General features: G+C 34.0%; 24 protein-coding genes. 15 read left to right on the top strand and 9 right to left on the bottom strand.

The features are described from left to right. The first annotated feature begins 10 nt into the window (after positions 1-10). A complete protein-coding gene (locus tag QLQ94_RS18635; protein ID WP_482498109.1) occupies positions 11-667 on the top strand; it encodes a DUF6766 family protein in 657 nt (218 codons plus the stop codon). A gap of 26 nt (positions 668-693) precedes the next feature. Further along, positions 694-1,182, top strand: a complete 489-nt coding sequence (locus tag QLQ94_RS18630) for a CinA family protein (protein WP_271335967.1) — start codon at positions 694-696, stop codon at positions 1,180-1,182. Between the two features lie 43 nt (positions 1,183-1,225). Here the strand turns inward: QLQ94_RS18630 and QLQ94_RS18625 are convergent, their stop codons facing one another. Further along, a complete protein-coding gene (locus QLQ94_RS18625) occupies positions 1,226-2,143 on the bottom strand; it encodes a DsbA family protein (protein WP_482498107.1) in 918 nt (305 codons plus the stop codon). A 165-nt stretch (positions 2,144-2,308) separates the two neighbouring features. Between QLQ94_RS18625 and QLQ94_RS18620 the strand changes: the two genes are divergently transcribed. The 6 genes from QLQ94_RS18620 to QLQ94_RS18595 all read left to right on the top strand — a co-directional run bounded on the left by QLQ94_RS18620 (position 2,309) and on the right by QLQ94_RS18595 (position 5,638). Next, the gene (locus QLQ94_RS18620) at positions 2,309-2,659 is read left to right on the top strand and encodes a winged helix-turn-helix transcriptional regulator (protein WP_271334116.1); all 351 of its coding nucleotides are present in this window, start codon (positions 2,309-2,311) and stop codon (positions 2,657-2,659) included. Between the two features lie 13 nt (positions 2,660-2,672). Then, positions 2,673-3,059: a hypothetical protein gene (locus QLQ94_RS18615; RefSeq protein ID WP_271334117.1), complete on the top strand. Its 387-nt coding sequence runs from the start codon at positions 2,673-2,675 to the stop codon at positions 3,057-3,059. A gap of 67 nt (positions 3,060-3,126) precedes the next feature. Next, entirely contained in the window at positions 3,127-3,543 is a 417-nt protein-coding gene (locus QLQ94_RS18610) for a hypothetical protein (RefSeq protein ID WP_482498105.1), read from the top strand. Positions 3,544-3,560: 17 nt separating this feature from the next. Beyond that, positions 3,561-4,274: a YARHG domain-containing protein gene (locus QLQ94_RS18605; RefSeq protein ID WP_482498103.1), complete on the top strand. Its 714-nt coding sequence runs from the start codon at positions 3,561-3,563 to the stop codon at positions 4,272-4,274. 257 nt (positions 4,275-4,531) lie between these two features. Further along, the gene (locus QLQ94_RS18600) at positions 4,532-5,020 is read left to right on the top strand and encodes a TlpA family protein disulfide reductase (RefSeq protein WP_271334120.1); all 489 of its coding nucleotides are present in this window, start codon (positions 4,532-4,534) and stop codon (positions 5,018-5,020) included. A gap of 3 nt (positions 5,021-5,023) precedes the next feature. Further along, on the top strand, positions 5,024-5,638 hold the full coding sequence (locus QLQ94_RS18595) for a thioredoxin family protein (RefSeq protein ID WP_271334121.1): 615 nt from the start codon (positions 5,024-5,026) through the stop codon (positions 5,636-5,638). Between the two features lie 312 nt (positions 5,639-5,950). Here the strand turns inward: QLQ94_RS18595 and QLQ94_RS18590 are convergent, their stop codons facing one another. From QLQ94_RS18590 to QLQ94_RS18580, 3 genes are read right to left on the bottom strand one after another with little or no spacing between them, the layout of a single operon-like run. Beyond that, positions 5,951-6,244 carry a DUF3861 domain-containing protein gene (locus QLQ94_RS18590; protein WP_271334122.1) on the bottom strand — a complete coding sequence of 98 codons (294 nt, stop codon included), beginning with the start codon at positions 6,242-6,244 and terminating at the stop codon, positions 5,951-5,953. 18 nt (positions 6,245-6,262) lie between these two features. Beyond that, positions 6,263-6,994, bottom strand: a complete 732-nt coding sequence (locus QLQ94_RS18585) for a LytR/AlgR family response regulator transcription factor (RefSeq protein ID WP_271334123.1) — start codon at positions 6,992-6,994, stop codon at positions 6,263-6,265. Continuing rightward, positions 6,991-8,040, bottom strand: coding sequence for a sensor histidine kinase (locus tag QLQ94_RS18580; protein ID WP_271334124.1), 1,050 nt, complete (start codon positions 8,038-8,040; stop codon positions 6,991-6,993). The genes QLQ94_RS18585 and QLQ94_RS18580 overlap by 4 nt, the downstream gene beginning before the upstream one ends. 264 nt (positions 8,041-8,304) lie before the next feature. Between QLQ94_RS18580 and QLQ94_RS18575 the strand changes: the two genes are divergently transcribed. From QLQ94_RS18575 to QLQ94_RS18560, 4 genes are all read left to right on the top strand, one after another. Next, complete coding sequence (locus QLQ94_RS18575; protein ID WP_271334125.1) at positions 8,305-9,465, top strand: efflux RND transporter periplasmic adaptor subunit; 1,161 nt, start codon at positions 8,305-8,307, stop codon at positions 9,463-9,465. Between the two features lie 6 nt (positions 9,466-9,471). Next, positions 9,472-12,639, top strand: a complete 3,168-nt coding sequence (locus QLQ94_RS18570) for an efflux RND transporter permease subunit (RefSeq protein ID WP_482498099.1) — start codon at positions 9,472-9,474, stop codon at positions 12,637-12,639. Positions 12,640-12,657: 18 nt separating this feature from the next. Then, a complete protein-coding gene (locus tag QLQ94_RS18565; RefSeq protein WP_271334127.1) occupies positions 12,658-14,061 on the top strand; it encodes an efflux transporter outer membrane subunit in 1,404 nt (467 codons plus the stop codon). A gap of 188 nt (positions 14,062-14,249) precedes the next feature. Next, a complete protein-coding gene (locus QLQ94_RS18560) occupies positions 14,250-14,750 on the top strand; it encodes a hypothetical protein (protein ID WP_271334128.1) in 501 nt (166 codons plus the stop codon). Between the two features lie 132 nt (positions 14,751-14,882). Here QLQ94_RS18560 and QLQ94_RS18555 read toward each other — a convergent pair whose 3' ends face one another. Further along, the gene (locus tag QLQ94_RS18555) at positions 14,883-15,629 is read right to left on the bottom strand and encodes an NUDIX hydrolase (protein ID WP_271334129.1); all 747 of its coding nucleotides are present in this window, start codon (positions 15,627-15,629) and stop codon (positions 14,883-14,885) included. Between the two features lie 308 nt (positions 15,630-15,937). Between QLQ94_RS18555 and QLQ94_RS18550 the strand changes: the two genes are divergently transcribed. Both QLQ94_RS18550 and QLQ94_RS18545 read left to right on the top strand, forming a co-directional pair. Beyond that, positions 15,938-18,388, top strand: a complete 2,451-nt coding sequence (locus tag QLQ94_RS18550; RefSeq protein ID WP_271334130.1) for a glycoside hydrolase family 3 N-terminal domain-containing protein — start codon at positions 15,938-15,940, stop codon at positions 18,386-18,388. A gap of 198 nt (positions 18,389-18,586) precedes the next feature. Further along, the gene (locus QLQ94_RS18545; protein ID WP_427401634.1) at positions 18,587-19,420 is read left to right on the top strand and encodes a hypothetical protein; all 834 of its coding nucleotides are present in this window, start codon (positions 18,587-18,589) and stop codon (positions 19,418-19,420) included. A gap of 80 nt (positions 19,421-19,500) precedes the next feature. On the opposite strand, the gene QLQ94_RS18540 is transcribed toward QLQ94_RS18545, so the two are convergent. Then, positions 19,501-20,373, bottom strand: a complete 873-nt coding sequence (locus QLQ94_RS18540) for a LysR substrate-binding domain-containing protein (RefSeq protein WP_271334132.1) — start codon at positions 20,371-20,373, stop codon at positions 19,501-19,503. 99 nt (positions 20,374-20,472) lie between these two features. Here QLQ94_RS18540 and QLQ94_RS18535 point away from each other — a divergent pair, with 99 nt between their 5' ends. After that, positions 20,473-21,192 (top strand): MBL fold metallo-hydrolase, encoded by a 720-nt coding sequence (locus QLQ94_RS18535; protein ID WP_427401633.1) that lies wholly within the window; start codon positions 20,473-20,475, stop codon positions 21,190-21,192. A gap of 457 nt (positions 21,193-21,649) precedes the next feature. On the opposite strand, the gene fucP is transcribed toward QLQ94_RS18535, so the two are convergent. The 3 genes from fucP to QLQ94_RS18520 form a co-directional block, all read right to left on the bottom strand. Then, positions 21,650-22,951, bottom strand: coding sequence for an L-fucose:H+ symporter permease (gene fucP, locus QLQ94_RS18530; protein WP_482498095.1), 1,302 nt, complete (start codon positions 22,949-22,951; stop codon positions 21,650-21,652). Positions 22,952-23,040: 89 nt separating this feature from the next. Then, the gene (locus QLQ94_RS18525) at positions 23,041-23,487 is read right to left on the bottom strand and encodes a MaoC/PaaZ C-terminal domain-containing protein (protein WP_427401631.1); all 447 of its coding nucleotides are present in this window, start codon (positions 23,485-23,487) and stop codon (positions 23,041-23,043) included. Positions 23,488-23,562: 75 nt separating this feature from the next. Beyond that, positions 23,563-24,630 (bottom strand): Gfo/Idh/MocA family protein, encoded by a 1,068-nt coding sequence (locus QLQ94_RS18520; protein ID WP_271334136.1) that lies wholly within the window; start codon positions 24,628-24,630, stop codon positions 23,563-23,565. Positions 24,631-24,694 lie beyond the last annotated feature (64 nt).

The raw sequence follows: 24,694 nt of genomic DNA, 5'->3' as shown, positions 1-24,694 counted from the left end.
TAAGCAAAAAATGAAAAAAATTATATATCAAAACAGTCTTTCGATTGTGTTTTTGTTACTTTTTATAGGAGCATTTTTAGGTCAGCTTTATTTTGGTATCGAAGAATATAATAAAGAGCTTATAGAAAACGGTGGTCATGCAATTACAATGAGTAATTATCTGACCACCGGACATTTCTTTGAAGCTACTTTTGAGAATTGGGAAAGTGAGTTTTTGCAAATGGGTTTGTTAGTTTGGCTAACTATTTTTTTAAGGCAGAAAGGTTCATCAGAATCTAAAGGTTTTGATGGGGAGGAAGAAGTTGATCGCGAACCTTCTCCACAGCGAAAAGATGCGCCATGGCCAGTAAAAAAAGGCGGAATTTCGTTATCTCTTTATAAAAATTCGCTCACCATAAGTTTATTCCTGCTGTTTATCGTTTCTTTTTTTCTTCATTTTTACGGAAGTTTTAAAGATGAAAATACAATGAATGTTTTAAAAGGAGATCAGCAGGTTTCTTTAGCGGATTATTTAGGACAATCTCGTTTTTGGTTCGAATCTTTTCAAAACTGGCAAAGCGAGTTTCTGTCAATTTTTGCAATCATTGTGTTATCAATATTTTTACGACAAAAAGGATCTTCACAATCCAAACCTGTAGATGCGCCACATAGCGAAACAGGAGAATAAAATCAAGTAATTTAATATATAATAATATGGCTTCTGAAAAGGTAATTGAATGTTGCCAGGCTTTGATAGAAAAAAAACTGACTATAACTTTTGTCGAAAGTGCCTCTGCAGGAAGATTAAGTTATGAGTTTTCAACCGTTATAAATTCAGGTAAAATTTTAATAGGAGGAATGGTTTGTTATCATCATTCTATGAAAGAAGATTTACTGCTGATTCCGCACGGAACCATTAAAAAACATACTGCAGAATCAGCTATGGTTACCAAGTTAATGGCACAGAATTTTCATCGATATGTTCCATCGGAAATATGTGTTGCCTTAACCGGATTAACAACTCCCGGCGGAAGTGAAACAGCAAGTAAACCTGTAGGTACGATCTTCGTTCATATTATTTTGCCCAATAAAGAAATAGCGAGACGTTTTAACTTTAAAGGGAAACCGGAAAATATCGTTGAAAAAGCAATTGATGCTACAGCAGAATTGATTCTGGAAGAGATTCAAAAAATTCCATTATAATTAAAAGCCGAAGAGTGTGGTCTCCACGACTTTTAATTTTAGATTATTTTCTACTATAAAGAGAACCATTTCTGATAGATTGTTTATTCAGTTCTCCTTTTTCGAATAAATTTTCTAAAATAGTTATCGCCTCAGCATAAGTTTTATCCAGAATTACAGCATATTCTTTTGGAGTTAAAGTAGGATAAATTTCAAAAAGAGATAACGGATTTTGATCTTCAAATTGATTCTTTTTTGCATCTGGAAATAAAGCCAATAAGGCGTTTTCATAAAAAGCATAAGGTTTAGAACCATAAACCGTTAACCGATTATTACTCCCATCATAAAAAAGCAAAGTAGGAAAGCCTCTTACGCCAAGTGTTTTTGCATAATTCAAATCTTCCTGAAATAGAATCTTCGCATTATTTTCGTAATCAATTTTTAATTTGTTCACATCAAGGCCGGTAAGTTGAGCGGCTTCTGCAATATTTTCCCATTTTGCAATATTTTTCTTTTCCAGATACAGTTTCTCACGAAGAATTCTCATAAATAAGACCGCCTTATCCTTGCTCTGCATTTGCGCTGCTTTCATCGCAATACAAGACGGATAAGAAGAATCAAGAGGATCTTCAATCCACACATTTCCGTCAATTGGCATCTCATAATGCAAACTTGCTTCATCCCAATGATGGGCAACATCTGACGGTTTGCTTATCCCGCCACTGTTATAAGACCAATCAGGCAATAAACCACCCATTCGATAATCAATATCAATATATTTACCATATTCTAGTTTTAGTTTTCTTAGTTGTGGCTCAATCCCCCAGCATGACGAACAAATAGGATCTGTGTAATAGACTATTTTTACAGGTTTATTGTCTGTTTTAATAGAGACACTTTTACTTAATTTTTCATCGCCAGGCATTTCGCATGTTCCGGTGACAGGATCGCATAATAACAGATTAGTTTTGTTTTCGTTCATTTTTGAAGTTATTTGCGATTGACAGCTTAAACCGAAAATCAGAATTAATAATAGTAACAACCTTTTCATAAATAACTGTTTTAAATTTACGCTTAGGTTTTAATTTTTATAATTTTACTGCAAAGTTCGCTCATCTTTAATCATAAGTCAATTAGTCTAAAAAATATGACTACAGAAAATAAATTAGAAAAAGAAAATGAATGTCCTGCAGAAGGACTTCTAAAATTGCTGTCCGGAAAATGGAAACCACAGATTTTTTTATTGGCAGTAAGCGGACCTTTACGTTTCAACGGACTTTTAAGAGATATTAAAGGGGCTAATAAACAATCTATAGCAGTTGCACTTCGTGAACTTGAGGATTTTGAAATTTTAGATAAAAATATTATCAAACTGAAACCGCTTCACATCGAATATAATTTATCTGAAAAAGGGAAATCGTTGATTCCTGTTTTTAGGCAATTGGAGTTTTTCTCTGAGCAACAAAATATTAAGTGTGAAACTCAAACAGAACATTAAACAATAAAAAATCATGAAAAAACTATTTTTAGTGATGTTATTGCTTTTGCAGATTGCTACAATCTTCGGGCAAAACCAAAATCAAGATCCTTCTTCAAAAAAAATTATTGGAACCTGGTATGTTGATGCAAACCGAAATACAAAATGGATTTTCAGTCAGGATGGAAAAGTTTATAACTATGACAAGGATATTTTTAAGGTAATGTATCGTTATACAGTTTCGCACAACTGTGGAAACAGTTCAGATGATACTATTGAATTTATTACTTTAATGGGCAAAGATGGAAATGAATTTTGTTTTAGAATTAATAGTATCAATGAGAATAAAAACGGCATTTTGTCTCTTACTAAAATGGATAATATGGAATCTCTGAAGTTTGTTAACAACCTAAAAACCTGATTCGTAAAAATTTTTAAAATACCTTATGTATAACAAAATTAAGTTATCATTCTTAATGACTCTGTTTTTGGCAATACTTAGTTCCTGTACGCAAAAAAGTGTGAATCCGATTTCCTCCATTTCATATAGTATCGAAAATGGAGGTAAAGGCGCTGCAAGTTCAAGTATTACGATTTCAAAAGATTCAACAAAATATGTATGGGCCAATTATAAGGAAACAAAGACACGCTCAGAAGCAACTTTACCCAAAACATGGAATAAAATAGTAGGTATTATAAATCTGGAAGATTTTGACCAAATTAGTAGTAGCGAACGCCGTATTCAATATGATGGTTCGGATATTGTAATTGTCATAAATGATGATAAGGAACATAAACTTATTAATGGCGAGCAGGATTCAATACATTATAGTAAAATTAAACCTTTAAAAAAAATGATAGAACAGGAGCATAAAAGGTTCGATTCTTTAGCGTTGCGTCTTTAATTTATTAATTGAGAAGAATGAGACAACTACAAATAGTACTTGCAATATTAGTATTTTCCAGTACGGCACAGGCACAGTTAATTAAAAATTGTGCCACCTGTTTATCTAAAAACATCAAACCAGAACAAATCGAAAACCTAAGTATTGATGAATTGCGTTTTCTCTCAAATGATTTGTATGCCAGAAAAGGATATAGATTCAAAACGGGAGATATAGATAGTTATTATTCTAATATGAACTGGTATAGGTCTTTAGATAACAATGACAAAATTGTATTGATCACTATTGAGAAGCAAAATATACAAATGTTTCAGCAAAAAATCGCTGCACTTAAAGCAGAACGGGACAAGTTAATAAATGAGCTTAAAGCATTTAAATCGTTTGTACTTTCTAATGATAAAACGATCCTTAAGAATAGATATTCGTTCTCTACCCAAAACGAACAATACAAGAATATAACCGAAGCCTTGACAAAGATAAATCTTGAAGATATAAACTGGTCGAAAAATAGAGGTTTGTATTCAGTAACTATCGATAACGGAGATTATGTTATGGCGTATGAATTAAAAATTGATAAAAATAATATAACGATACAATACAGCAGTAGAGGAGGTACCGAAATTGGCGAATCCATATATCCGAGCGAATTTAGTGATGAATACTCTTTCTGGTGGGAATTTGAGTGGCAAAAAGATAAACTTAAATTTATAAAGATGAATGTGGCAGGATAGAACTCTGTAATGTCGTAAAATCATAAGATTTACATGAAATCTAGATGATTAGATAATCAAAAAAATAGAAGATTAACAACAGAATATTCTGAATTTCTGACAATGTGAATTTGTAATTGGCAGCAAAAAGAAGCTATACTAAAAAATAAGCTTCGTGTCTTAGCGCCTTAATGGCTAAATTTAAATGCATTAAACTTTTATTAACAAAAAGTAACTTGTCATTAAATTATATTTGTAAGGCAAAATTAATTTTAGCAATGACGAATATGAAAATCCACGCTTTTAAAATATGTACTTTATTATTCTTTGCTTTTTCGATAGCAGGATACAGTCAAAATGTAAAGTTGCTAAACATTGATCAGCTCAACGAAAGGATAAAAAACGGAAAAGACAGTACTTATGTTGTCAATTTTTGGGCAACGTGGTGTGCACCATGTATTAAGGAATTACCTCATTTTGAAAAAGTGGGCGCAGAATATAAATCAGAAAAACTGGCTGTGTTATTAGTCAGTGTTGATTTTAAATCAAAATTAAATTCGGCAGTAATTCCCTTTGTGAAGAGAAAAAACATGAAAAGCGAAGTTTTTCTGTTAAACGAAAGCAGTCCTCAGGAATATATTGACCGAATCGACAAAAACTGGTCAGGAAGTATTCCGGCAACACTCTTCATCAAAGGAGATAAAAGAAAATTTGTTGAAACTGAATTTACCTACGAACAATTATTAACTGAATATAAAAAACTATAAATTATGCAAAAGTTCATTACTACAGTCACGGTACTAGTATTTAGTATCTTATTTGCTCAGGCACAAACTGCGACATTAAAAGCAGGACAAACAGCACCGGATTTCAAATTAAAAAATGTTGATGGTAAAGAAGTATCTTTTGAAAGTTACCCAAAAGCAAAAGGATTTATTGTTGTTTTTACTTGTAACACTTGTCCTTATGCAGTGGCTTACGAACAAAGAATAATTGAGCTTGATAAAAAATTCAAGTCACAAGGATATCCCGTAATTGCGATTAACCCGAATGATCCGGAAGCTTCGAAAGCAGATTCTTTTGATAAAATGCAAAAATTAGCAAAAGATAAAAAATATCCATTCCCTTATTTATTTGATCAGGGACAAGTAGTAACAGACCAATACGGAGCAAAACATACGCCGCATCTTTATATTGTTTCTAAAACAGCTAAAGGAAATATTGTAGAGTATGTAGGAGCAATCGATAATGATCCTGAAGGAACTAAAACAGAAAAAATAAAATATGCTGAAGATGTGATTGCATCATTAAAAAGCAATCAAAAACCAGCTATTACCGAAACAAAAGAAATTGGTTGTACCGTAAAAAGAAAAGCAAAAGCTTAAGTTGTATTTCTTTTTCAATAATAAAAAATGCCTCAATACATGAGGCATTTTTTATTATATAATGTTTTGTCATTTCGATCAAAGAGAGAAATCACACAAGTAACTCGACAAAGATTTTCGATTTTCGTTACAGGAATTTATCGTTTTGTTCATTTCGATCGAAGAGAGAAATCGCACAAGTAACTCAACAAAGATTATCGATTTTCGTTACAGGAATTTATAATGTGATTTCTCTCTTCGATAATGACAAGATTATGTTTATGAATACAGAAAAATTCTCATTCGCCTAAATGACAAGATCACGTTTATTCATTACAAACTTTTCAGCTTTTTCATAAAAACAGGAAAAACTTCATTCAGTTCATCAAAAAGTGGGTTTTTACGATGCTTTAATTTCACTTCACTAAATAGTTTTAATCCAAGTGCAAATTGAGTTGCATCATTAGGATCTTCAAAAATATTTTTATCTTTTATTTTTTCTATAATACTGAAAACTTCGTCATGATTGTCAAATTGTATTCCAAGTTCTTTTGCCGGCTCAGTTTCGCCGTTTGCGTATTCTTTTAAACTTAACGTAAGATAATATTTGTTTGATCTTTTTTCCATGTTACTTTAATATTATAATTATTTCAACCATTTTTCTACAATGGTTTTAAAAGTCTCTTTATACTGTTCACCAACAGTTATTTCGGTTTTATTAACGAATATTGAATTTTTACTTATCGAATTTATTTTTTCTAATGCAACAATAAAAGAACGGTTGATTCTCATGAACTTTGATGCAGGTAATTTTTCTTCCAGCGCTTTTAGAGAGATTAAGGACATTACTGATTTTTGCGAATCTTCGAGATGCACTTTTACATAATCTTTCAGGCTTTCGATATATAAAATATCTTTCAAAGAAATCCTGACCCATTGATATTCTACCTTCAAAAAGATAAATTCATCATCTGCCGTTATAGACTGAAAGTGATTAGATGCTTCTTCAGACATTTGCAGGACTTTATTAGCCGCACGCAAAAACTCTTCGTAACTAAACGGTTTTAGAAGATAATCTACGGCATTTACTTTATAACCTTCAATAGCATAATGATTATAGGCTGTCGTAAAGATAATTTTGGGCAATGGTCCCGGCTGTTCCTGTAAAAGTCGGGCAAGTTCCATACCCGTTAAATTGGGCATATTAATGTCTAAAAAAACAATGTCCGGTTGCTGCTCTCGTATTAAACTCATAGCTTCAACGGCATTATCACAACTGCAGGCTAATTCTAAAAAAGGAGTTTGTTCTATAAAAGTCTCCACAAGTCTCAATGCGAGTGGTTCATCATCTACTGCTATACATTTTAATACAATCATTGTTCTAAAGTTATTTGCAGATTTACTCTGTATTTGCCATTTTGATCGACACCGCAGGTCAAAATGTGTTTATGAGGATAGATTAAGTGCAATCTTCGTTTGGTGTTTGTTAATCCAATTCCGCCTTGATCCGTAGTAGAAGTTTTCTCAAAGAAAGTGTTTTCCACTTCAAATTCAAGATTAGTTTCATTTTGTCTCAGTTTAATATGTATTTCACTCTTATCAGTAGCATGTACGCCATGTTTAAAAGCATTTTCGACTAAAGGCAATAACAACATAGGAACAATTGGATAATCGATTATTTTTTCCGGAATGTCTGTCGTTATGGTTAATTTACTATTGGCGCGAAGCTTCATCAAAGCTATAAAATCTTTCATAAAATCTGCTTCTTTTAATAAAGTAGTTCTTTCGCCTTCTGTACTATAAAGCAAATATCGCATCATACGGCTCAAGGTGTGTAGTGCACCACGAGAATCTTCGATATTGGTATAAGTAAGTGAATAAATACTGTTAAGCGAATTAAAGAAAAAGTGAGGATTGATCTGCGCCTTTAGCATAGCAAGTTCAGCCATTGTTTTATCCTGTTCCAGTTTTTGCTTGTGTTGAGCTGCTTTTTGCCAATGATGCAACATCGCCCAACTGGTGCTAATACCTAAAACTAAGAGACTAATTGTGAAAACATAGTTGTCAAAATAATCATTTCTATATTTTTTAAAACCTAAAATTTCCGCCAGTTTACTATGCAAATCAGTATTGTAATTGTAGATATAAGCGATAAACTGCATGGCAAAAATGATAAAAAGTGCCCATAACAAAAACGGACTTATGTTATCTCTTATAATTGTTCTTGGAACTATAAGCTGTGCATTAGAATAAAAAATAACAATCATAAAAAACAGCACAATAGATTGCCATAACCAGAAGATTGTTGGCAGCACAATATTCCATGTTAAAGGTATGTAAAACAGTAGGGTAAACCCTAATAATAACCAGGCAAGGATATGTAATCCGGTGAATATGTATGGTTTAAAAAAGGTTGGAGACATTTTATTTTTGGATTTTATGACAATATTACACTATATTTATAAAAGATATAAAAGCAATCGGCAAAAATAGAATCAGAACCTTTAAAAACCAATTTAGAGCCGATGAGTTTATTTGTACGTGCCTAATTGCAATGGATTAACTTCTATCGGTTCTCACGTTATATCTATCGATTATCTCTAGGGCTTCGTCTATTGGTAATTTTTTGTTTGTAATATTTTAGTTCTTTTGTTTCTATATAAATTGATAATTACACATTTTTCACAATGAATAAGCAATCCTTTTTAAGCATTCTCGCAGCATCTGTTATTATCGCATCGTGTGGTAATAAAAATGACAAATCAGCTCAGGCTGGAGGTGCACCACAAGTTAAAGAGTACAAAACTGTGACTTTACAGCCACAATCAGCAACATTATATACAGACTATCCTGCAAGTATTCAGGGACAGGAAAATATAGAAATCCGCCCAAGAGTAGAAGGCTATATTGATAAGATATTTGTTGATGAAGGTGCTGTTGTAAAAGCAGGTCAGCCATTATTTAAAATCAGTGCTCCTGAATATGAACAACAAGTTCGTACTGCAGCGGCAAGTATAAAAAGTGCTCAGGCAGATTTAAGCGCAGCAAAATTAGCTGTAAATAAAGTAAAACCGCTTGTAGAGAAAGGAATTATCAGTAAATATGATCTTGAATCAGCACAGTATACATATGAATCTGCTGTGGCTACGCTTGCACAGGCAAATGCAGCTTTAGTAAATGCTAAAGTTAATTTAGGATATACTACAGTAATAAGTCCAGTTAATGGTGTTGTGGGGTCAATCCCGTTTCGTTTAGGAAGTTTAGTGAGTTCTAACACAGCTGATCCGTTAACAACAGTTTCGAGTATTGGCAACGTTTACGCGTATTTTGCCATGAATGAAAAAGTACTTTTGGAGTTTACCAAAAACACTCCCGGAACGACATTAGCAGAAAAAATCAAAAAATTACCGGAAGTTTTATTAGTACTTTCAGATGGTTCAACTTATCCTGAAAAAGGGCGTATTGAAACCGTAAATGGATTAATTAATACAGAAACAGGTTCGGTTAATATTAGAGCTCGTTTCGCAAATCCAAAAGGAATTATTAGAAGTGGAAGCAGCACAACGATAAGAATTCCGAATGAAGTAAAAGACGGAATATTAATTCCGCAGAGTGCTACATTTGAATTGCAGGATAAAATGTTTGCAGTTACAGTAGGGAAAGACGGTAAAACGAAAAATGTCAATATTACCGTGATGGACAATACAGCCAAAACTTATTATGTAGTAAAAAGTGGTTTAAAAGCAGGAGATCAAATCGTATTAGAAGGAGTAGCTTCTCTAAAAGACGGAAGCGAAATTAAAATTGACAATCAGAATCCAGAAACGGTTTACGCTGACTTAAAATAAAAAAAAATGTTTAAAATATTCATACAAAGACCTGTACTTTCGACAGTAATATCTGTTATTATTGTCATTTTAGGTATTTTAGGCCTCGTTGAGCTGCCTATTTCTCAGTATCCCGATATTGCTCCGCCTACAGTAAACGTAGCAGCAAGTTATACAGGTGCAAATGCAGATGTTGTACTAAAAAGTATCGTAATTCCGCTTGAAGAACAAATTAACGGTGTAGAAAACATGACTTACATGACTTCTACAGCAACGAATGATGGAAATGCTTCTATTAAAATTTTCTTTAAAGTAGGAACAAATCCAGATTTAGCGGCGGTAAACGTTCAGAACAGAGTTTCCAGAGCAACAAGTTTATTGCCTGTAGAGGTAACTCAGGCTGGTGTAACAGTAACAAAGAGTCAGAGTAGTAACTTATTGATTTTCTCTTTATATAGTGATGATCCGGCTTATGATCAGACCTTTCTTCAAAATTATGCTAAGATTAACCTTGTTCCTCAAATTCAGCGTGTAGTTGGGGTAGGAGATGTAACCGTTTTTGGTGCAAAAGATTATTCTATGAGAATCTGGTTAAAACCAGACATCATGCAACAATACAAACTGATTCCAAGTGATATTTCGGCTGTTTTAGCAGAGCAAAACATAGAAGCTGCACCTGGTAAATTTGGTGAAAATGGAGATCAGGCATTTCAATATGTAATAAAATATAAAGGTCGTTTAACCAGTTCACAGGAATTTGGAGACATTGTTATCAAGTCTGTTGGTAACGGACAAATGTTGCGATTAAAAGATGTTGCTAAAGTTGAGTTAGGATCTTTGAGTTATTCCTCAACAATTAAAACAAACGGTGTAGAATCTGCGGCAATGGCAATTAGCCAGACTCCCGGATCAAATGCACGTGATGTAATCAACAACTCTAAAGCACTTATTGAAGACGCTGCCAAGAACTTCCCAAAAGGAGTAAAATATACTATTCTTGTTGACGTTAATGAAAACTTGGATGCTTCTATCGAAAAAGTAATCCATACTTTGGTCGAAGCCTTTATCCTGGTTTTTATCGTAGTATTTATTTTTCTTCAAGATTTTAGATCAACATTAATTCCGGCTATCGCAGTTCCGGTAGCGATCGTAGGAACGTTCTTCTTCCTGAATTTATTCGGATTTACAATCAACTTATTAACGCTTTTCGCGATGGTTCTTGCCATTGGTATTGTGGTCGATGATGCCATTGTCGTCGTCGAGGCGGTGCATGCTAAACTGGATCACGGTTATAAATCTTCTAAAAAAGCAACCATTGATGCAATGGATGAAATTTCCGGAGCAATTATATCCATCACACTGGTAATGTCTGCCGTATTTATTCCGGTTACTTTCATTACAGGTTCTACCGGGGTTTTCTATAAACAATTTGGTATTACATTAGCCGTGGCGATTATACTTTCGGCGATTAATGCATTGACTTTAAGTCCGGCATTGTGTGCTTTGCTTTTAAAGCCACACGCTGATGATCACAAACATAAAAGTTTTATTCAAAGATTTTATACATCGTTTAACGTTGCATTTGATAATGTTACGGGCAAATACAAACGTTCGGTTCAATTTCTTTCAGTAAAAAAATGGATCGTATTGGCGGCGATTATAATTGCAGGTTCAGCGTTATTTTATATGATGAAAACCACACCGTCAGCTTTCGTTCCTGCGGAAGATCAAGGAGTTGTTTTTGCTAATATTAGTTTACCGCCATCAGCTTCTATGGAACGTTCTGATGTAATAGCGAAAAAAGTAGACAGTATTGCACATACCATTCCCGGGGTAAAAAACACACTACGTATTGTAGGACAAAACTTTACAGCCGGAGCGGGAAGCGCATACAGTATGGTAATTGTAAGACTTGAAACATGGGAAAAACGTGATTTAAGTGTAAATGATGTAATTGGTCAGCTTTTTGCCAAAACTAGTGGTATTCGTGAAGCCAATATATTCTTTATCTCACCACCAACAATTTCAGGATTTGGACAAAGTGGTGGATTCGAATTTCAGTTGCAGGACAAAGGTGGTCATACGACAGCAGAATTCTTTAAAGTAAATCAGGATTTTTTAGAAAAATTATCAAAACGTCCTGAAATACAATATGCAACAACACCTTTTAATCCAGGTTTCCCTCAATATATGATGGATATTAATTTGGCAAAAGCAAAAGATGCAGGAGTTTCTATTAATACGATTTTGTCTACGATGCAGGGTTATTATGGAGGTTTGTATGCTTCGAATTTTAATAAATTTGGAAAACAATATCGTGTTATGATTCAGGCTTCGCCGGAATTCCGTACCAATACAGAAGGACTAAACAAGATTTTTGTTCGAAATGTAGCAGGAAATATGGCACCAATTACTGAGTTTGTAAAAATGACCAGAGTATTTGGACCGGAATCAATTTCAAGGTTTAACCTTTTCTCTTCTATTTCGATTACAGGAGCACCAAATCCTGGTTTTAGTTCAGGAGATGCAATTAAAGCCATTCAGGAAGTTGCTGCACAAGAGCTGCCTACAGGTTATGGTTATGAGTTCTCCGGTTTAACACGTGAGGAATTAGCATCAGGAAGTGAAACTGTTTTTATCTTTATCTTATGTCTTGTCTTTGTTTACTTCTTGTTAAGTGCACAATATGAGAGTTATATTTTACCATTTGCAGTATTATTATCCATTCCGTTTGGTTTAGCAGGAGCTTATTTGTTCTCGATTATATTCAAATTAAACAGTAACATTTATTTACAGATTTCCTTAATCATGTTGATTGGATTGTTGGCGAAGAACGGTATTTTGATTGTCGAATTTGCCTTGGAAAGAAGGCGTAAAGGAATGCCAATCGTACAAGCAGCAGTCGAAGGAGCCGTAGCACGTTTGCGACCAATCTTGATGACTTCTTTCGCCTTTATTTTAGGACTTGTTCCTTTAATGTTTGCGTCGGGAGCAGGAGCTGTAGGAAACAAATCAATTGGTACAGGAGCTGTCGGAGGTATGTTAATTGGAACAGTTTTAGGAGTATTTGTTATTCCGATATTGTTTATCATTTTCCAGACTTTACAGGAAAAAATTAGTGGTCCGGCAAGAGAGGGGTATGACGATGGAGATGATGACGAGGAAGTACAGCTAATCGAAGCTCATAAAGAGTAATAATTTAATTAAGAAAAAATGACTCATAGTACAAATAAATATATTCTAATGGTAGTCGCAGTCACACTTTTAAGTGGCTGCGTTGCTAAAAAGTACGAACGCCCCACAGCTATTTCTACAGATAAGTTGTATCGTGATCAGGTCTCTGCCGATTCGACTACGATTGCAAATATGCCTTGGCAGACAGTTTTTAAAGATCAAAAACTGAATGCTTTAATTCAAAAAGGATTAGATCAAAACCTGAATTTAAAGAATGCGATCGAAAATATTGTTCAGGCACGTGCGACCTTGCGTCAAACGAAACTGGCGTATTATCCAACTCTGGATTTTGATGCAAATGCAACACGCAATAAGCAGTCTAAAGCAGCATTAAACTTTCCGGCAGGAATTAATATCAATACACTCACAACGACCTATAAATTAGGTTTAAGTACCTCGTGGGAAGCTGATATTTGGGGAAAATTAAGTAGTTCTAAAAGAGCAGCTTTAGCAACGTATCTTTCTACAGATGCAGCCAAACAAGCGGTTCAGACACAATTGATATCAGATATTGCAAATAATTATTTTTTATTACTTTCTTATGACAGGCAATTAGAAATTACAAAAGCAACGTTAGAAAGCCGTATTAAAAATGTTGAAGTTATAAAAGCTTTAAAAGAAGGAGCAATTGTTACAGGAGCGTCTGTTGTACAAAGTGAGGCCAACCAGCATGCAGCAGAAGTTTTGATCCCCGATTTGAAAAGAAGTATTCGTGAAACTGAAAATGCGCTTAATATTTTATTAGGACAAGCTTCAGGACCAATTGAAAGAGGAACCATAGGAGATCAGGTAATTCCTGAAAAACTTGCGATAGGTTTACCAGCTCAATTGTTAGAAAACCGTCCGGATGTTCGTCAGGCTGAATTTGATTTCAGAACCGCTTTTGAGACTACTAATCTGGCTAAAACTTATTTTTATCCAAGTTTAACACTTACAGCAAGTGGTGGTTTGTCGACTTTGCAATTAAGGAATTTCTTCGATCAGTCTATTTTTTATTCTATAATAGGAGGATTAACTCAGCCTATCTTTAATCAGGGACTTAATAAAGCCAGATTGACAAACGCACAATCAAGACAAGTGCAGGCTTTTAATAATTTCCAACAAAGTCTTTTGGTTGCAGGTCAGGAAGTTTCTAATGCCATGTATGCGTATGAAATGGCGGTAGCCAAAGAAGATTCCAGAGAGAAACAAATCGAAGCTTTAGAGAAAGCCGTTGATTATACACAACAGCTTTTAGAATATAGTTCTTCTACTAATTATACAGATGTATTAACATCAGAACAAAACCTTTTAGCAGCTCAATTGAGCGGTGTAAATGATAATTTACAGAAATTACAAGCTGTAGTTGATTTATACCGAGCTTTAGGGGGAGGATGGAAATAAACAAATTAATTAATTGGTTTAGAGGGCTGTATGAAATTTTTATACAGCCTTTTTTATTTTAACTTTTTATCGGTTGTGAGTTACTATTCGTCGATTGGTTTTGCCCTTTCGTATAATCAATAGGATAAAGGCTAATAAATGGCATTACTTTCGCTTTGTTTCAAATCAAATAACTTAATACTACAAAAATGAAAAAATTAGGAATCGCACTAATACTTTTGATGAGTGTTTTTGCACATGCGCAAGTTTCGATCAATGTAAATATTGGTACACCGCCAAATTGGGGCCCGCAAGGTTATGACAATAGCAGATATTACTATTTACCGGATATTGATGTTTATTATGATGTAAACCAAAGTCAGTTTATTTATGATAATAACGGTAAATGGATTAGAGAGAACAGATTGCCTTCAAGATACAGAAATTATGATCTATATGGAGGTTATAAAGTAGTGGTTAATGATTATAAGGGAGATGCTCCATATACATATCATAAAAAACACAGAAACAATTATCCAAAAGGTTATCAGGGACCTCCTCAAAAAAATAGAGGGAATAAACCGGATAAGAGTAATAAACAAAATAACAGTCAGAAAAATTATAACGGGAATTCAAAAAATAATAATTCAAATCACGGTAAAGGAAATTCTAATAAAGATCAGAATCATTCGCATGATAATCACCATTAATTAAAATATGAATAAACAAAAACGCCTCAAATTACGAGGCGTTTTTGTTTTACAATAATGTACTTTATATTGAGGTCTTTACAATTGCTGAACTGCATTTGTTTAAACCTGTTATCTTGTAATAATCTTATTTTACCAGTTTCCTTTTAGGCCTTCTTTTAAGGCAACATCATATTTATCTAAATCAAAACGATATAAATCCGGAGCTTTATGAGCGCCTCCTTTTCTGGATTCATCCAGTTTAGTTAAAATATCATATCTTAGTATTTTACGATAAAAATTACCTCGATTTAGTTTTTTGCTCAAAATAGCTTCATATAATTTTTGAAGTTCCGGCATCGTAAATTTCTCAGGCAAAAGATTGTACCCAATTGGATGATTGTTTAATTGTTCGCGTAAGGTAAGCAATGCTTTATCGAAAATTGTTCTGTGATCCATCATAAACGGAGGTAAATCTTCGATAGATTTCCACTCACAAGCCGAAGAATACTCATCGACGATCAGATTGACTTTTGAATGTTCTGCTAAAGCGTAGTAACCTATCGAAACAAAACGTTGCTTGTACCATAAATTATCATCATATTTTTCAAACGCACTTTCAGAGCGATTTAAATTTCCAAAAGTATAAAATTGCTGCAGATAGATATTTTCCGTTCCCGTTCTGTCTTTCAGGATACGAATTGCAGCATCATCGACATTTTCTTCTTTTTGAACATAACCACCCGGAAGCCCCCATAGATCCTGATCTTTCATCTTAACGGTTAAAACCTGAAGAGTAGTTTCATGAAAACTAAAAATAACACAATCAATAGAAAGTGTCGGAATGTATGTTTTCCACGATTCTTCAGATTGTTTTTCAAGTATTTTTTTAAATTCCATTGCATTGATTTATTTTCAAATTTACAGTTTTTGTAAACTATAAATCAAATTAAAAAATCTAAACTTCCTTTTTAACAAAAAAAAGGAATAAATCTATAAAGTACTTTTCTGTTGTCGTTCTTAATGATAAACCGTAATTATTGGGAATGACTCATTTTTAGATATTTATAATTGAGATGAACGAAATTTTAAGCTGATTTATTTGTTGATGTAAAAAAAAGTGTTTAATATTGCTTCTATATGAAGCAATGAAATATCACCAGTAAAAGCTTTACTATTTTTTCCAAAACAATTTAATATTTCTAACTATGAAACCAAGCTTTACCAAAACTGCCAGAGTATCACTTTTGACTGCTTTAGTACTTTCAAATTTATCATGGAAAACCATTCCAAACGATGAAAACAACCCACCGCTTTTAACCATTAAGGGATTTACATTTGTTGATTCTAACAGAAATGGGAAATTAGACATTTGGGAAGACACACGCCTTTCTGTTGATCAGCGAATTGATTCAATTATCAAACAAATGACCAATGCCGAAAAGGTAGAACTGCTTATAGGAACAGGAATGCCCGGAATAGAAGTTTTGACAGGTCCTGTTGGAGATTCTAAGCAAGGTTTGGTTCCCGGAGCTGCCGGAGGAACGGCTTCTTTTGAGCGATTTGGAATTCCTGCGACTGTTGTTGCTGATGGACCTGCAGGTTTAAGAATTGAACCGACAAGAGAAAATGATTCAAAAACGTATTATGCAACCGCATTTCCTGTAGGTACAGCTTTGGCATCGACCTGGAATAAAACGCTTTTAGAAGAGGTTGGAAAAGCAATGGGTAATGAGGTAAAAGAATATGGCGTTGACGTTTTATTAGCACCGGCACTGAACATTCAAAGAAATCCTTTGAACGGAAGAAATTTCGAATACTATTCTGAAGATCCTTTGATTTCTGGAAAAACGGCGGCGGCAATAGTAAACGGAATTCAGTCGCAAGGCGTAGGAACTTCGATCAAACACTTTGCAGTTAATAATGAAGAAACCAACCGATTAACAATCAATGCGCACGTTTCTGAAAGAGCTATTCGAGAGATATATTTAAAAGGTTTTGAAATCACGGTAAAAGAATCTCAGCCCTGGACGGTAATGTCCTCCTACAACAAATTGAATGGCACTTATACTTCTGAACGTAAAGATTTGCTAACCCAGGTTTTGAGAAACGAATGGGGCTTTAAAGGAATTGTGATGACGGACTGGTTTGGAGGTTTTGCAGGTTTTGAATCGATACAGAATGGTTCAAGTTCTGATGTAGTACAACAAATGATCGCCGGAAACGATCTTTTGATGCCAGGAATTCCAGTTCAGAAAAAAGCATTATTAGAAGCTTTGAACTCGGGAAAAATATCTCAGGAAGTGGCCAATACAAATGCAAAAAGAATTTTAGAATATATTTTTCGCACACCAACTTTCACAAAATATAAATACAGCGATAAACCGAACTTGACTAAGAATGCCGAGGTAACAAGAAATGCTGCGGCAGAAGGAATGGTTTTGCTTAAAAACACAAATAAAGCATTGCCTTTTGCTGAAAAACAAAAAGAAGTTTCTTTATTTGGTGTTACTTCTTATGCCTGGATTACAGGCGGAACAGGAAGCGGAAGTGTGAATAATAAACATACAGTTTCGCTTTTAGAAGGTTTGAATGCTGCGGGTTATAAATTAGACAAAGAAGTGGTTGATTTATACACACCTCACGCAGAAAAAGAACTTGTTGCTGAAAAAGAGCGAAGAAAAATAAAAGGAATTTTGGCTTTGCCTGAAAGACTTCCTGAAATGAAAATGGACGATGCTTTTATTGCTAAAAAAGCAGCAAGTTCTGAAATCGCTTTTGTGACTTTAGGGAGAAACTCCGGAGAAGGAGGAGACAGAGTTGTGGACAATGATTTTAATCTCGCAAATGAAGAAATTGAAATGCTGGATAAAATTTCAAAAGCTTTTCATGCAAAAGGAAAAAAAGTAGTGGTTATTCTAAATATAGGCGGTGTAATCGAAACAGCTTCATGGAAAGATAAAGTAGATGCTATTTTGTTAGCCTGGCAGCCAGGTCAGGAAGGCGGACACTCTGTTGCAGATGTAGTTTCGGGGAAAATAAATCCATCCGGAAAACTTACTATGACTTTCCCAGTGAAATATTCTGATACACCTTCAGCTAAAAACTTCCCGGGATTTCCTGCTAATAATCCAAAAGAAGTGACGTATGAAGAAGGAGTTTATGTTGGGTATCGTTATTATAATACTTTTAATGTCAAACCATCTTATGAATTTGGCTTTGGAAGTTCGTATACTAATTTTGATTTTTCAGATGTGAAATTGAGTTCACCAACATTCAATGATAAATTAACGGTTTCAGTTACTGTAAAAAATACAGGAAAAACAGCCGGAAAAGAAGTAGTACAAATTTATCTTGCTGCACCATCAAAGTCTATTGATAAACCAAAAGAAGAATTGAAAGCTTTTGGTAAAACCAAAGAATTAAAACCGGGAGAAAGCGAAACACTAAAATTGACTTTATCTGCAAAAGATCTTGCTTCATTTTTAGAAAATAAAAGTGCCTGGATTGCAGAAGCCGGAACGTATAAAGTTTTGGTTGGAGCTTCGTCATTAGATATCAAAAAGACAGCAGAATTTTCAGTAGCAAAAGAAATTACGGTCGAAAAAGTAAAGAAAGCTTTTGAGTTAGATTCAAAGTTTACAGAACTTAAACCGTAAGTTTTAGTTAATCGTTGTTTGTAAAAAAGCCTTCCGGAACTCATGTTTTTGGAAGGCTTTTTTTTTGTATTTTATATTGTTTTTTTTAATTATAGAAACATTTTTAAATTATTGTATGGAATATAAAACATCCTTATTACTAATCGATTATTGTTTATATTAGCTAAATGTCCAGAAATTAAATCAAAAAAAGGAAATATGAAATTATTTACAAGTGCATTTATTTTATTTATTGCTGCCATTACCAATATCAATGCGCAATTTGTAGGCAGTTATTCTCTTAAAGATGGAGGAGTAGATATTCAGAGTTCCAGTTTATTTGTTTTACCGGACCATACCTTTATTGTATTTTATGCCGGCGGAACTCCGCTACAAGGAAATTGGACGGAAGAGTCAAAGGATAAGATCAAATTAGAAATTAATACGGAGAACAAATCAATTTTTAGTGTGTATGCAATTAAGGGTAATCCGACCAATAAAAATGTTCAATTTAGTCCTTCAGGTCAAATAAATCTTTATGTTTCTGTTTCAAAAAATAAATTAAAACAACCCGTTTACCAGCCTTTGTTTGATGAAAAGTGGGGTTGTTTAGATCGGGATTTCGAAACAAATATTGCGGACAAAAAGGCTGAATTAAAGTTAGTTTCTCCGGAAAAAGCAATTGATTTTTCAGATAATATAAAATATCCGGTTGCGTCAAATGTCTACACTTTTCAATTATCAGACAAGTTTTCGAACTATAGAATCTTTATTGATCCAAATGTAAAAGCCCCATTTAAAATTGAAATTATAAAACAAAACGAAAAATATATCATTCAGGACACAAAGGGAGGGAAACCAATTGTAACGGATCGGGATGATATTGCAGAGGAGATGATTACAAAAATAAAGGCTGCCTTGATGCCCTGGCAAATTAATGATCTTATGAGAAAAGGGGTAGAAGTTGAGATGCTAAATCCTGTAAAAGTCGAAAAAACAGAATTTAATAAACCAACAGAAAAACCTTTGTTTATTGCAAAGTGTGAACAATAAACGATCTAAAACCGATGCTGTAAATAGGTTAGGAGAGGCTTTTATTCTTTTAATAAATTTGTTGAAGATTTTTTCATACCTTAAACTAACGATTTTAAAATATCCAAAAACACCTTTACCGCTTTCTTTTCGTATACTTCTTTTATAGAAATTAGCATAGCAGTTCGTGTCATATTCTTACCCTCAATTGGAATACATACTATCTCTTTTTCATTTTTAATCGTAGTCTGGGTAAGAATCGTGTACCATTTACCGCTTTTCACGAGTTCTAATAAAGTAGGAATGTCATTGATTTCGATAGCGACTTTTGGATGCAGATTGTTTTTATTAAAAGCATCATTAATAAATTGAGTTGTGCTATACCCTTTGGCGGGAAGCGCAAGAGAGAGTTTGCTAATTTCTTTTAAAGATATCGATTTCCTGCTTTTTAAATCTGAATTTGTTGAAGTTACGAGCGTCATTGGAGACGTAAAAAGAGTTTGATACTTAAAATGATTTTCGGTAAGAATCTCTTCAAAAGTAAGAATGATATCCAATTCAAAATGGTTTAATTTTTCTATTAATTCCTTAGAAGTTCCAAAAACAATTTCGAATTCGATTTTAGGATATTGATCATTGAATTTAACGAGGGTTTGAGTCACGATATCCCGTAATGCATAGGTAACGCCAATCGCAATTTTTCCGGTATTCAGGTTGTTCAGGTCTTTTAATAACTGAAGACCTTCATTTGCTTTACTCGTGCTTTGCAAGGCATAAACAGAGAATAATTCTCCGGCTTCTGTTAATGTAATTCGTTTTCCTATTCGGTTAAAAAGTGGAATTTGTAATTCGTCTTCAAGTTGTTTAATTTGTTGCGATAAAGTACTTTGGCTAATATTTAAACTATTAGCCGCTTCAGTAAAGTTGAGCAATTCTTTTGCTTTTAGAAAATATCTAAGTTGTCTGAGTTCCATTTTTGTAAATCGGTTTTATCGATTGATGCTATCGAAAAATAAGGTTTTACAAATATAGAAATTCTTTAGACCTTTGTAACAAATAATGATTGTAGTAAAATGAAAATAATACCATTACAAGAAGGGAATTACGTTGTAAACAAGGATAAGGAGTTTAAACTTATTAATGAGTTCCCGTCAGATTCAGGACTTAAAATGGCAATTCAGCCTTTTTTGGTTGTTACTGAAAATGATTATATCCTTTTAGATCTGGGGTTAGGAGTGAATAAAAACGGAAAACCTTTGATTCATCATTTACTGGAAAGTCATAACATTCTGCCCGAACAAATTACAAAAGTCCTGATTTCGCATTTCCATAAAGATCATATCGAAGGAATTGGTTATTTTGACGGAGAAACTTTTATTCAAAATTTTCCAGATGCAACCATTTATCTGCAAAAAAGAGAGCTTGAATTTGCTCTCGAACAACAACATCCCTCTTATAATTTAAGTATATTAAATCAAATAAAACAATTTTCTAATGTTGAAATGCTGCAATACGATAAAGGGCAAATAACGGACGAAATTTTCTATAAAGTTTCTGCCGGACATTCACCATTTCATCAGGTTTTCTGGATTAGGGAAAACAATGAGATTACTTTTTACGGCGCTGATGATTTGCCACAAGAAACTTATTTAAAACTTCATGTTGCTTACAAAACAGATTACAATGGTAAACGTGCTATGGAATCGAGAAAAAAATGGGAACAGGAAGCCAAAGAACAGCATTGGAAAGTGCTTTTGTATCATGATATGAAAGTGCCGGTGTTGGAGTTTTAGTTTTGTAGAGTATAGAGTATAGAGTATAGAGTATAGAGTATAGAGTATAGAGTATAGAGTATAGAATAAAGAGTATAGAATAAAGAGTATAGAATAAAGAATAAAGAATAAAGAATAAAGAGTATAGAGTATAGAAGAAAGAGGATAAATTTAGAGTGGATTGAAGAATAAATAAACGCGTTTATTGCACATCGCTATGTGAATTAATATAAAATGAAACGCCTTTTTTAAGAAAAGGAAATCTATGTTTCTATGTGTTTAAAAAAAAACTCCACTAATCAAACATTTGTATGATTTTGAAGAAGATTATTACAAACGTATTCAGATACAATTTCAATTTAAAAAGGGGGAAATTGTTACGGGATACATTTATGCTTTAAGCCAGCAAACTGCAAATAGAAGTAAAATTGACAAAGGTTTGAATCAGATGTTTTTGATTCAAACCTTTTTTATAAAATTATTTCAAAGCTTTTACTTTATGTCCGTAGATTCCAAATGATAGAATGATAACAAAACACAACAAGGGAATAATATATCCGGATTGAATATCATCATGTTTCATATCGATTAGAGTTCCCATTCCGTATGGCAGGATTGCTCCGCCAACAATCGACATTACTAACCATGAAGAACCTGTTTCTGTATTTGATTTTAAGCCCACAATACCCAAAGAGAATATCGTTGGAAACATAATCGACATAAAGAATCCGATTCCGCCAAGCGCATAAATTACATATATTCCTGTTCCGTAAATGGCTACCATACACAATAAAATACTGCAAACGCAATAGATCGAAAGCAAGACATAATCTTTAACGAATTTTAGAAAGAATGTCCCAATAAAACGTCCTGCCATAAACAGAAAACCATAAATACCAAGGTAATATCCCGCTGTTTTTTCGTCTAATCCTGCGCCTTGCTGCGCAATTCTAATAAAGAAACTTGTGATACAAACTTGTGCTCCAACATAGAAAAACTGAGCTACAACTGCCCAGCTTAAATGACGAAATTTTAATACAGAGAAGAATCCCGGTTTTACTTCAACCTCTGCATGTTGTGCTTTCATCGAAGGCAAATGCATGAAATAGAATAAGATTGCCACCAAAACAAGTACAGTTCCCAAAATAATATAAGGTAACTTTACAGATGAAGCTTCTTCTAATAAATAAGCAGCCTTTGTTGCATCTGGCATTGCAGCCATTTGTTCCGGTGTATGATTGGTTCCCGAAAGAATAAATAAAGAACCCACAATTGGTGCGACCATCGCAGCCAAACCATTAAAAGAAGCTGCTAAGTTCAATCGTTTTGATGAGGATTCCGGAGGTCCTAAAATCGCAGCATACGGATTTGCGCTGGTTTCCAGAATAGTTAGCCCGCAGCCAATTACAAATAAAGCAAACAAAAACAATTCGTAAGTTCTGGTGTTTGCTGCAGGAACAAATAGAAAAGCGCCTGCCGCGAAAACCAATAAGCCGGTAATAATACTGTTTTTGTAACCAAAGCGTTTGATTAACATTCCGGCAGGAATTGCCATAATAAAATAGGCGAAAAATACTGCCGTATCAATCAAAGTCGATTGACGATTGTTTAATTCACAAGCCTTTTTTAAGTGCGGAATTAAAATAGAATCCAGATTGTGAGCCATTCCCCAAAGGAAAAATAAACTTGTAATTAATATAAAAGGCAAAAGGTATTTTGTTGCTGTTCCTTTTTCTGTAGCGACTTCGTGTTGGTCGCCAGTTTGGTTGGTTATTTGCATAGTTTTTTTTAGTTAATAGGTTCAAAGAGGCAAGAGACAGAGGTCCAAAGGTTTTCGTTTTATATTCAAAGTATAGAAACCTTTCTACCTCATAAAATATTTTTTTTCACCAATAATAGGTGATCACAAACGAGAACGACTTCACCTTTTTGATTGAGAATTTCTACGTGTTCAGTTACAGTTCCCATATCCGGTTTTTTGGCTTCGCCTTTTTCTGAGATCGTGATTTCAGAATGGATGGTATCGCCAATGTGCACAGGTTTTACAAATCGCATTCTGTCATATCCTTTAGAAAAAGCTTCCGGATTAATTTCAGATGCGGTCAGGCCAATGCCAATGCTAAAAACCATAGTTCCGTGCGCGATACGTTGACCAAAAGGTTGTGTTTTGCACCATTCCTCATCCATATGATGCGGGAAAAAGTCGCCTGTATGACCCGCGTGAACCACAAAATCGGTTTCGGTAATCGTTCTGCTAAAAGTGACGCGTTTATCGCCAATGTGATAATCTTCGAAAAATGTTGATTTGAAATACATATATTTTTTGTTTGAAAGTTTCAAAGTGATAAAGTCAAAAGTCAATCACTTTTGATTTTATGACTTTCGATTAATTTATAATTCGCTAAGAGCAACCCCTCCATTTTTGTTACTGATATAACAGGCTTCAACGACCTTCATCGTGTCGAGAACATCCTGAACACTGGTTAAAAGTTTAGTATCAGAACCTTCTTTAAAACGCATTAGGTTGGACATTGTTCCTATGAAAGCTTCGGGAAACCACGAACCCTCGAGTTCGATTTTTTTCCATTCGTATTGCCCTTTTTCGTTTGCTAAAGCATATTCAAATTCATCAGGCAAACCATCGGGATAATTCATTAATAATCCCATTTTAGCTTTTATCGCACCTTTTGTTCCTTCCCATTTGATGTAGCTTTCCTCATGTTTAGGGCCAAAATGATGATCGTGATTTGTATTAATCACAACATGTTTGTCTTCTCCATAATCTAAAATGATGGTAGAACGAGAAGAGGATAGTTTTTTTAGCGGATGTTTGGCCGTTTTTGCCATGACACTCTTCGGATTTCCCAAAAACGATCTGATGCAATCGATATAGTGAACACTATGAAAAAGAATTTCTAATCTGGGATGTTCCTTAATCAGCGGAAACAACTCCCAAGGTGTGTTTACAGTAACTTTAAATTCAAAATCATACAAGTCGCCAATAATTCCTTCGTTGATTAAATGTCTTGCAGTGCTTACGAATGACGCAAAACGCAATTGAAAATTAATTGCCGCGACCAGATTTTTTCGTTCGCAAACCGCAACAATTTCACGTGCCTGAGCGAGATCATTTCCCATAGGTTTCTGAATCAAAACTGCAGCGCCATCAGGTAATTGTTCTAATATTTCGATGTATTGATCAGGCAGGACTGTAATGTCATAAACAGCATTTGATGGCGCGTTTTTAACTGCATCAGCTACATTTTCAAAAACATGGCTAATCTTAAATTGTTTCGCCAGATCATGCGCTTTAGAAATCGTTCTGTTGGTAATACCAAAAACAGTAAAACCGGCCATTTCATAAGCAGGTAAATGCGCATCTTTAACGATTCCGCTTGCTCCGATGATGATAATCGGTTGGTTCGTTTCAGGTAATTTTGGTTGATATGGAATATTCATAATTTTTAATTTAAAGGTTCTAAGCTGCTAAGGGACTGAGTTGCTAAGATTTTAGCATCCTTGT

This window comes from Flavobacterium sp. B114r (assembly GCF_056824125.1).
Note: the sequence above shows the minus strand (reverse complement) of the source record. Positions and strands in the feature narration are given on the sequence as shown.

Bases quoted from the DNA above. Each gene is read 5' to 3' on its own strand.
- QLQ94_RS18620 (WP_271334116.1), top strand. From the start codon at position 2,309: ATGACTACAGAAAATAAATTAGAAAAAGAAAATGAATGTCCTGCAGAA.
- QLQ94_RS18580 (WP_271334124.1), bottom strand. From the start codon at position 8,040: ATGTCTCCAACCTTTTTTAAACCATACATATTCACCGGATTACATATC.
- QLQ94_RS18545 (WP_427401634.1), top strand. From the start codon at position 18,587: ATGAAATTATTTACAAGTGCATTTATTTTATTTATTGCTGCCATTACC.
- QLQ94_RS18625 (WP_482498107.1), bottom strand. From the start codon at position 2,143: ATGAACGAAAACAAAACTAATCTGTTATTATGCGATCCTGTCACCGGA.
- QLQ94_RS18520 (WP_271334136.1), bottom strand. From the start codon at position 24,630: ATGAATATTCCATATCAACCAAAATTACCTGAAACGAACCAACCGATT.
- QLQ94_RS18560 (WP_271334128.1), top strand. From the start codon at position 14,250: ATGAAAAAATTAGGAATCGCACTAATACTTTTGATGAGTGTTTTTGCA.
- QLQ94_RS18600 (WP_271334120.1), top strand. From the start codon at position 4,532: ATGACGAATATGAAAATCCACGCTTTTAAAATATGTACTTTATTATTC.
- QLQ94_RS18555 (WP_271334129.1), bottom strand. From the start codon at position 15,629: ATGGAATTTAAAAAAATACTTGAAAAACAATCTGAAGAATCGTGGAAA.
- QLQ94_RS18525 (WP_427401631.1), bottom strand. From the start codon at position 23,487: ATGTATTTCAAATCAACATTTTTCGAAGATTATCACATTGGCGATAAA.
- QLQ94_RS18575 (WP_271334125.1), top strand. From the start codon at position 8,305: ATGAATAAGCAATCCTTTTTAAGCATTCTCGCAGCATCTGTTATTATC.
- QLQ94_RS18590 (WP_271334122.1), bottom strand. From the start codon at position 6,244: ATGGAAAAAAGATCAAACAAATATTATCTTACGTTAAGTTTAAAAGAA.
- QLQ94_RS18605 (WP_482498103.1), top strand. From the start codon at position 3,561: ATGAGACAACTACAAATAGTACTTGCAATATTAGTATTTTCCAGTACG.
- QLQ94_RS18535 (WP_427401633.1), top strand. From the start codon at position 20,473: ATGAAAATAATACCATTACAAGAAGGGAATTACGTTGTAAACAAGGAT.
- QLQ94_RS18585 (WP_271334123.1), bottom strand. From the start codon at position 6,994: ATGATTGTATTAAAATGTATAGCAGTAGATGATGAACCACTCGCATTG.
- QLQ94_RS18615 (WP_271334117.1), top strand. From the start codon at position 2,673: ATGAAAAAACTATTTTTAGTGATGTTATTGCTTTTGCAGATTGCTACA.
- QLQ94_RS18595 (WP_271334121.1), top strand. From the start codon at position 5,024: ATGCAAAAGTTCATTACTACAGTCACGGTACTAGTATTTAGTATCTTA.
- fucP (WP_482498095.1), bottom strand. From the start codon at position 22,951: ATGCAAATAACCAACCAAACTGGCGACCAACACGAAGTCGCTACAGAA.
- QLQ94_RS18570 (WP_482498099.1), top strand. From the start codon at position 9,472: ATGTTTAAAATATTCATACAAAGACCTGTACTTTCGACAGTAATATCT.
- QLQ94_RS18630 (WP_271335967.1), top strand. From the start codon at position 694: ATGGCTTCTGAAAAGGTAATTGAATGTTGCCAGGCTTTGATAGAAAAA.
- QLQ94_RS18540 (WP_271334132.1), bottom strand. From the start codon at position 20,373: ATGGAACTCAGACAACTTAGATATTTTCTAAAAGCAAAAGAATTGCTC.
- QLQ94_RS18550 (WP_271334130.1), top strand. From the start codon at position 15,938: ATGAAACCAAGCTTTACCAAAACTGCCAGAGTATCACTTTTGACTGCT.
- QLQ94_RS18565 (WP_271334127.1), top strand. From the start codon at position 12,658: ATGACTCATAGTACAAATAAATATATTCTAATGGTAGTCGCAGTCACA.
- QLQ94_RS18635 (WP_482498109.1), top strand. From the start codon at position 11: ATGAAAAAAATTATATATCAAAACAGTCTTTCGATTGTGTTTTTGTTA.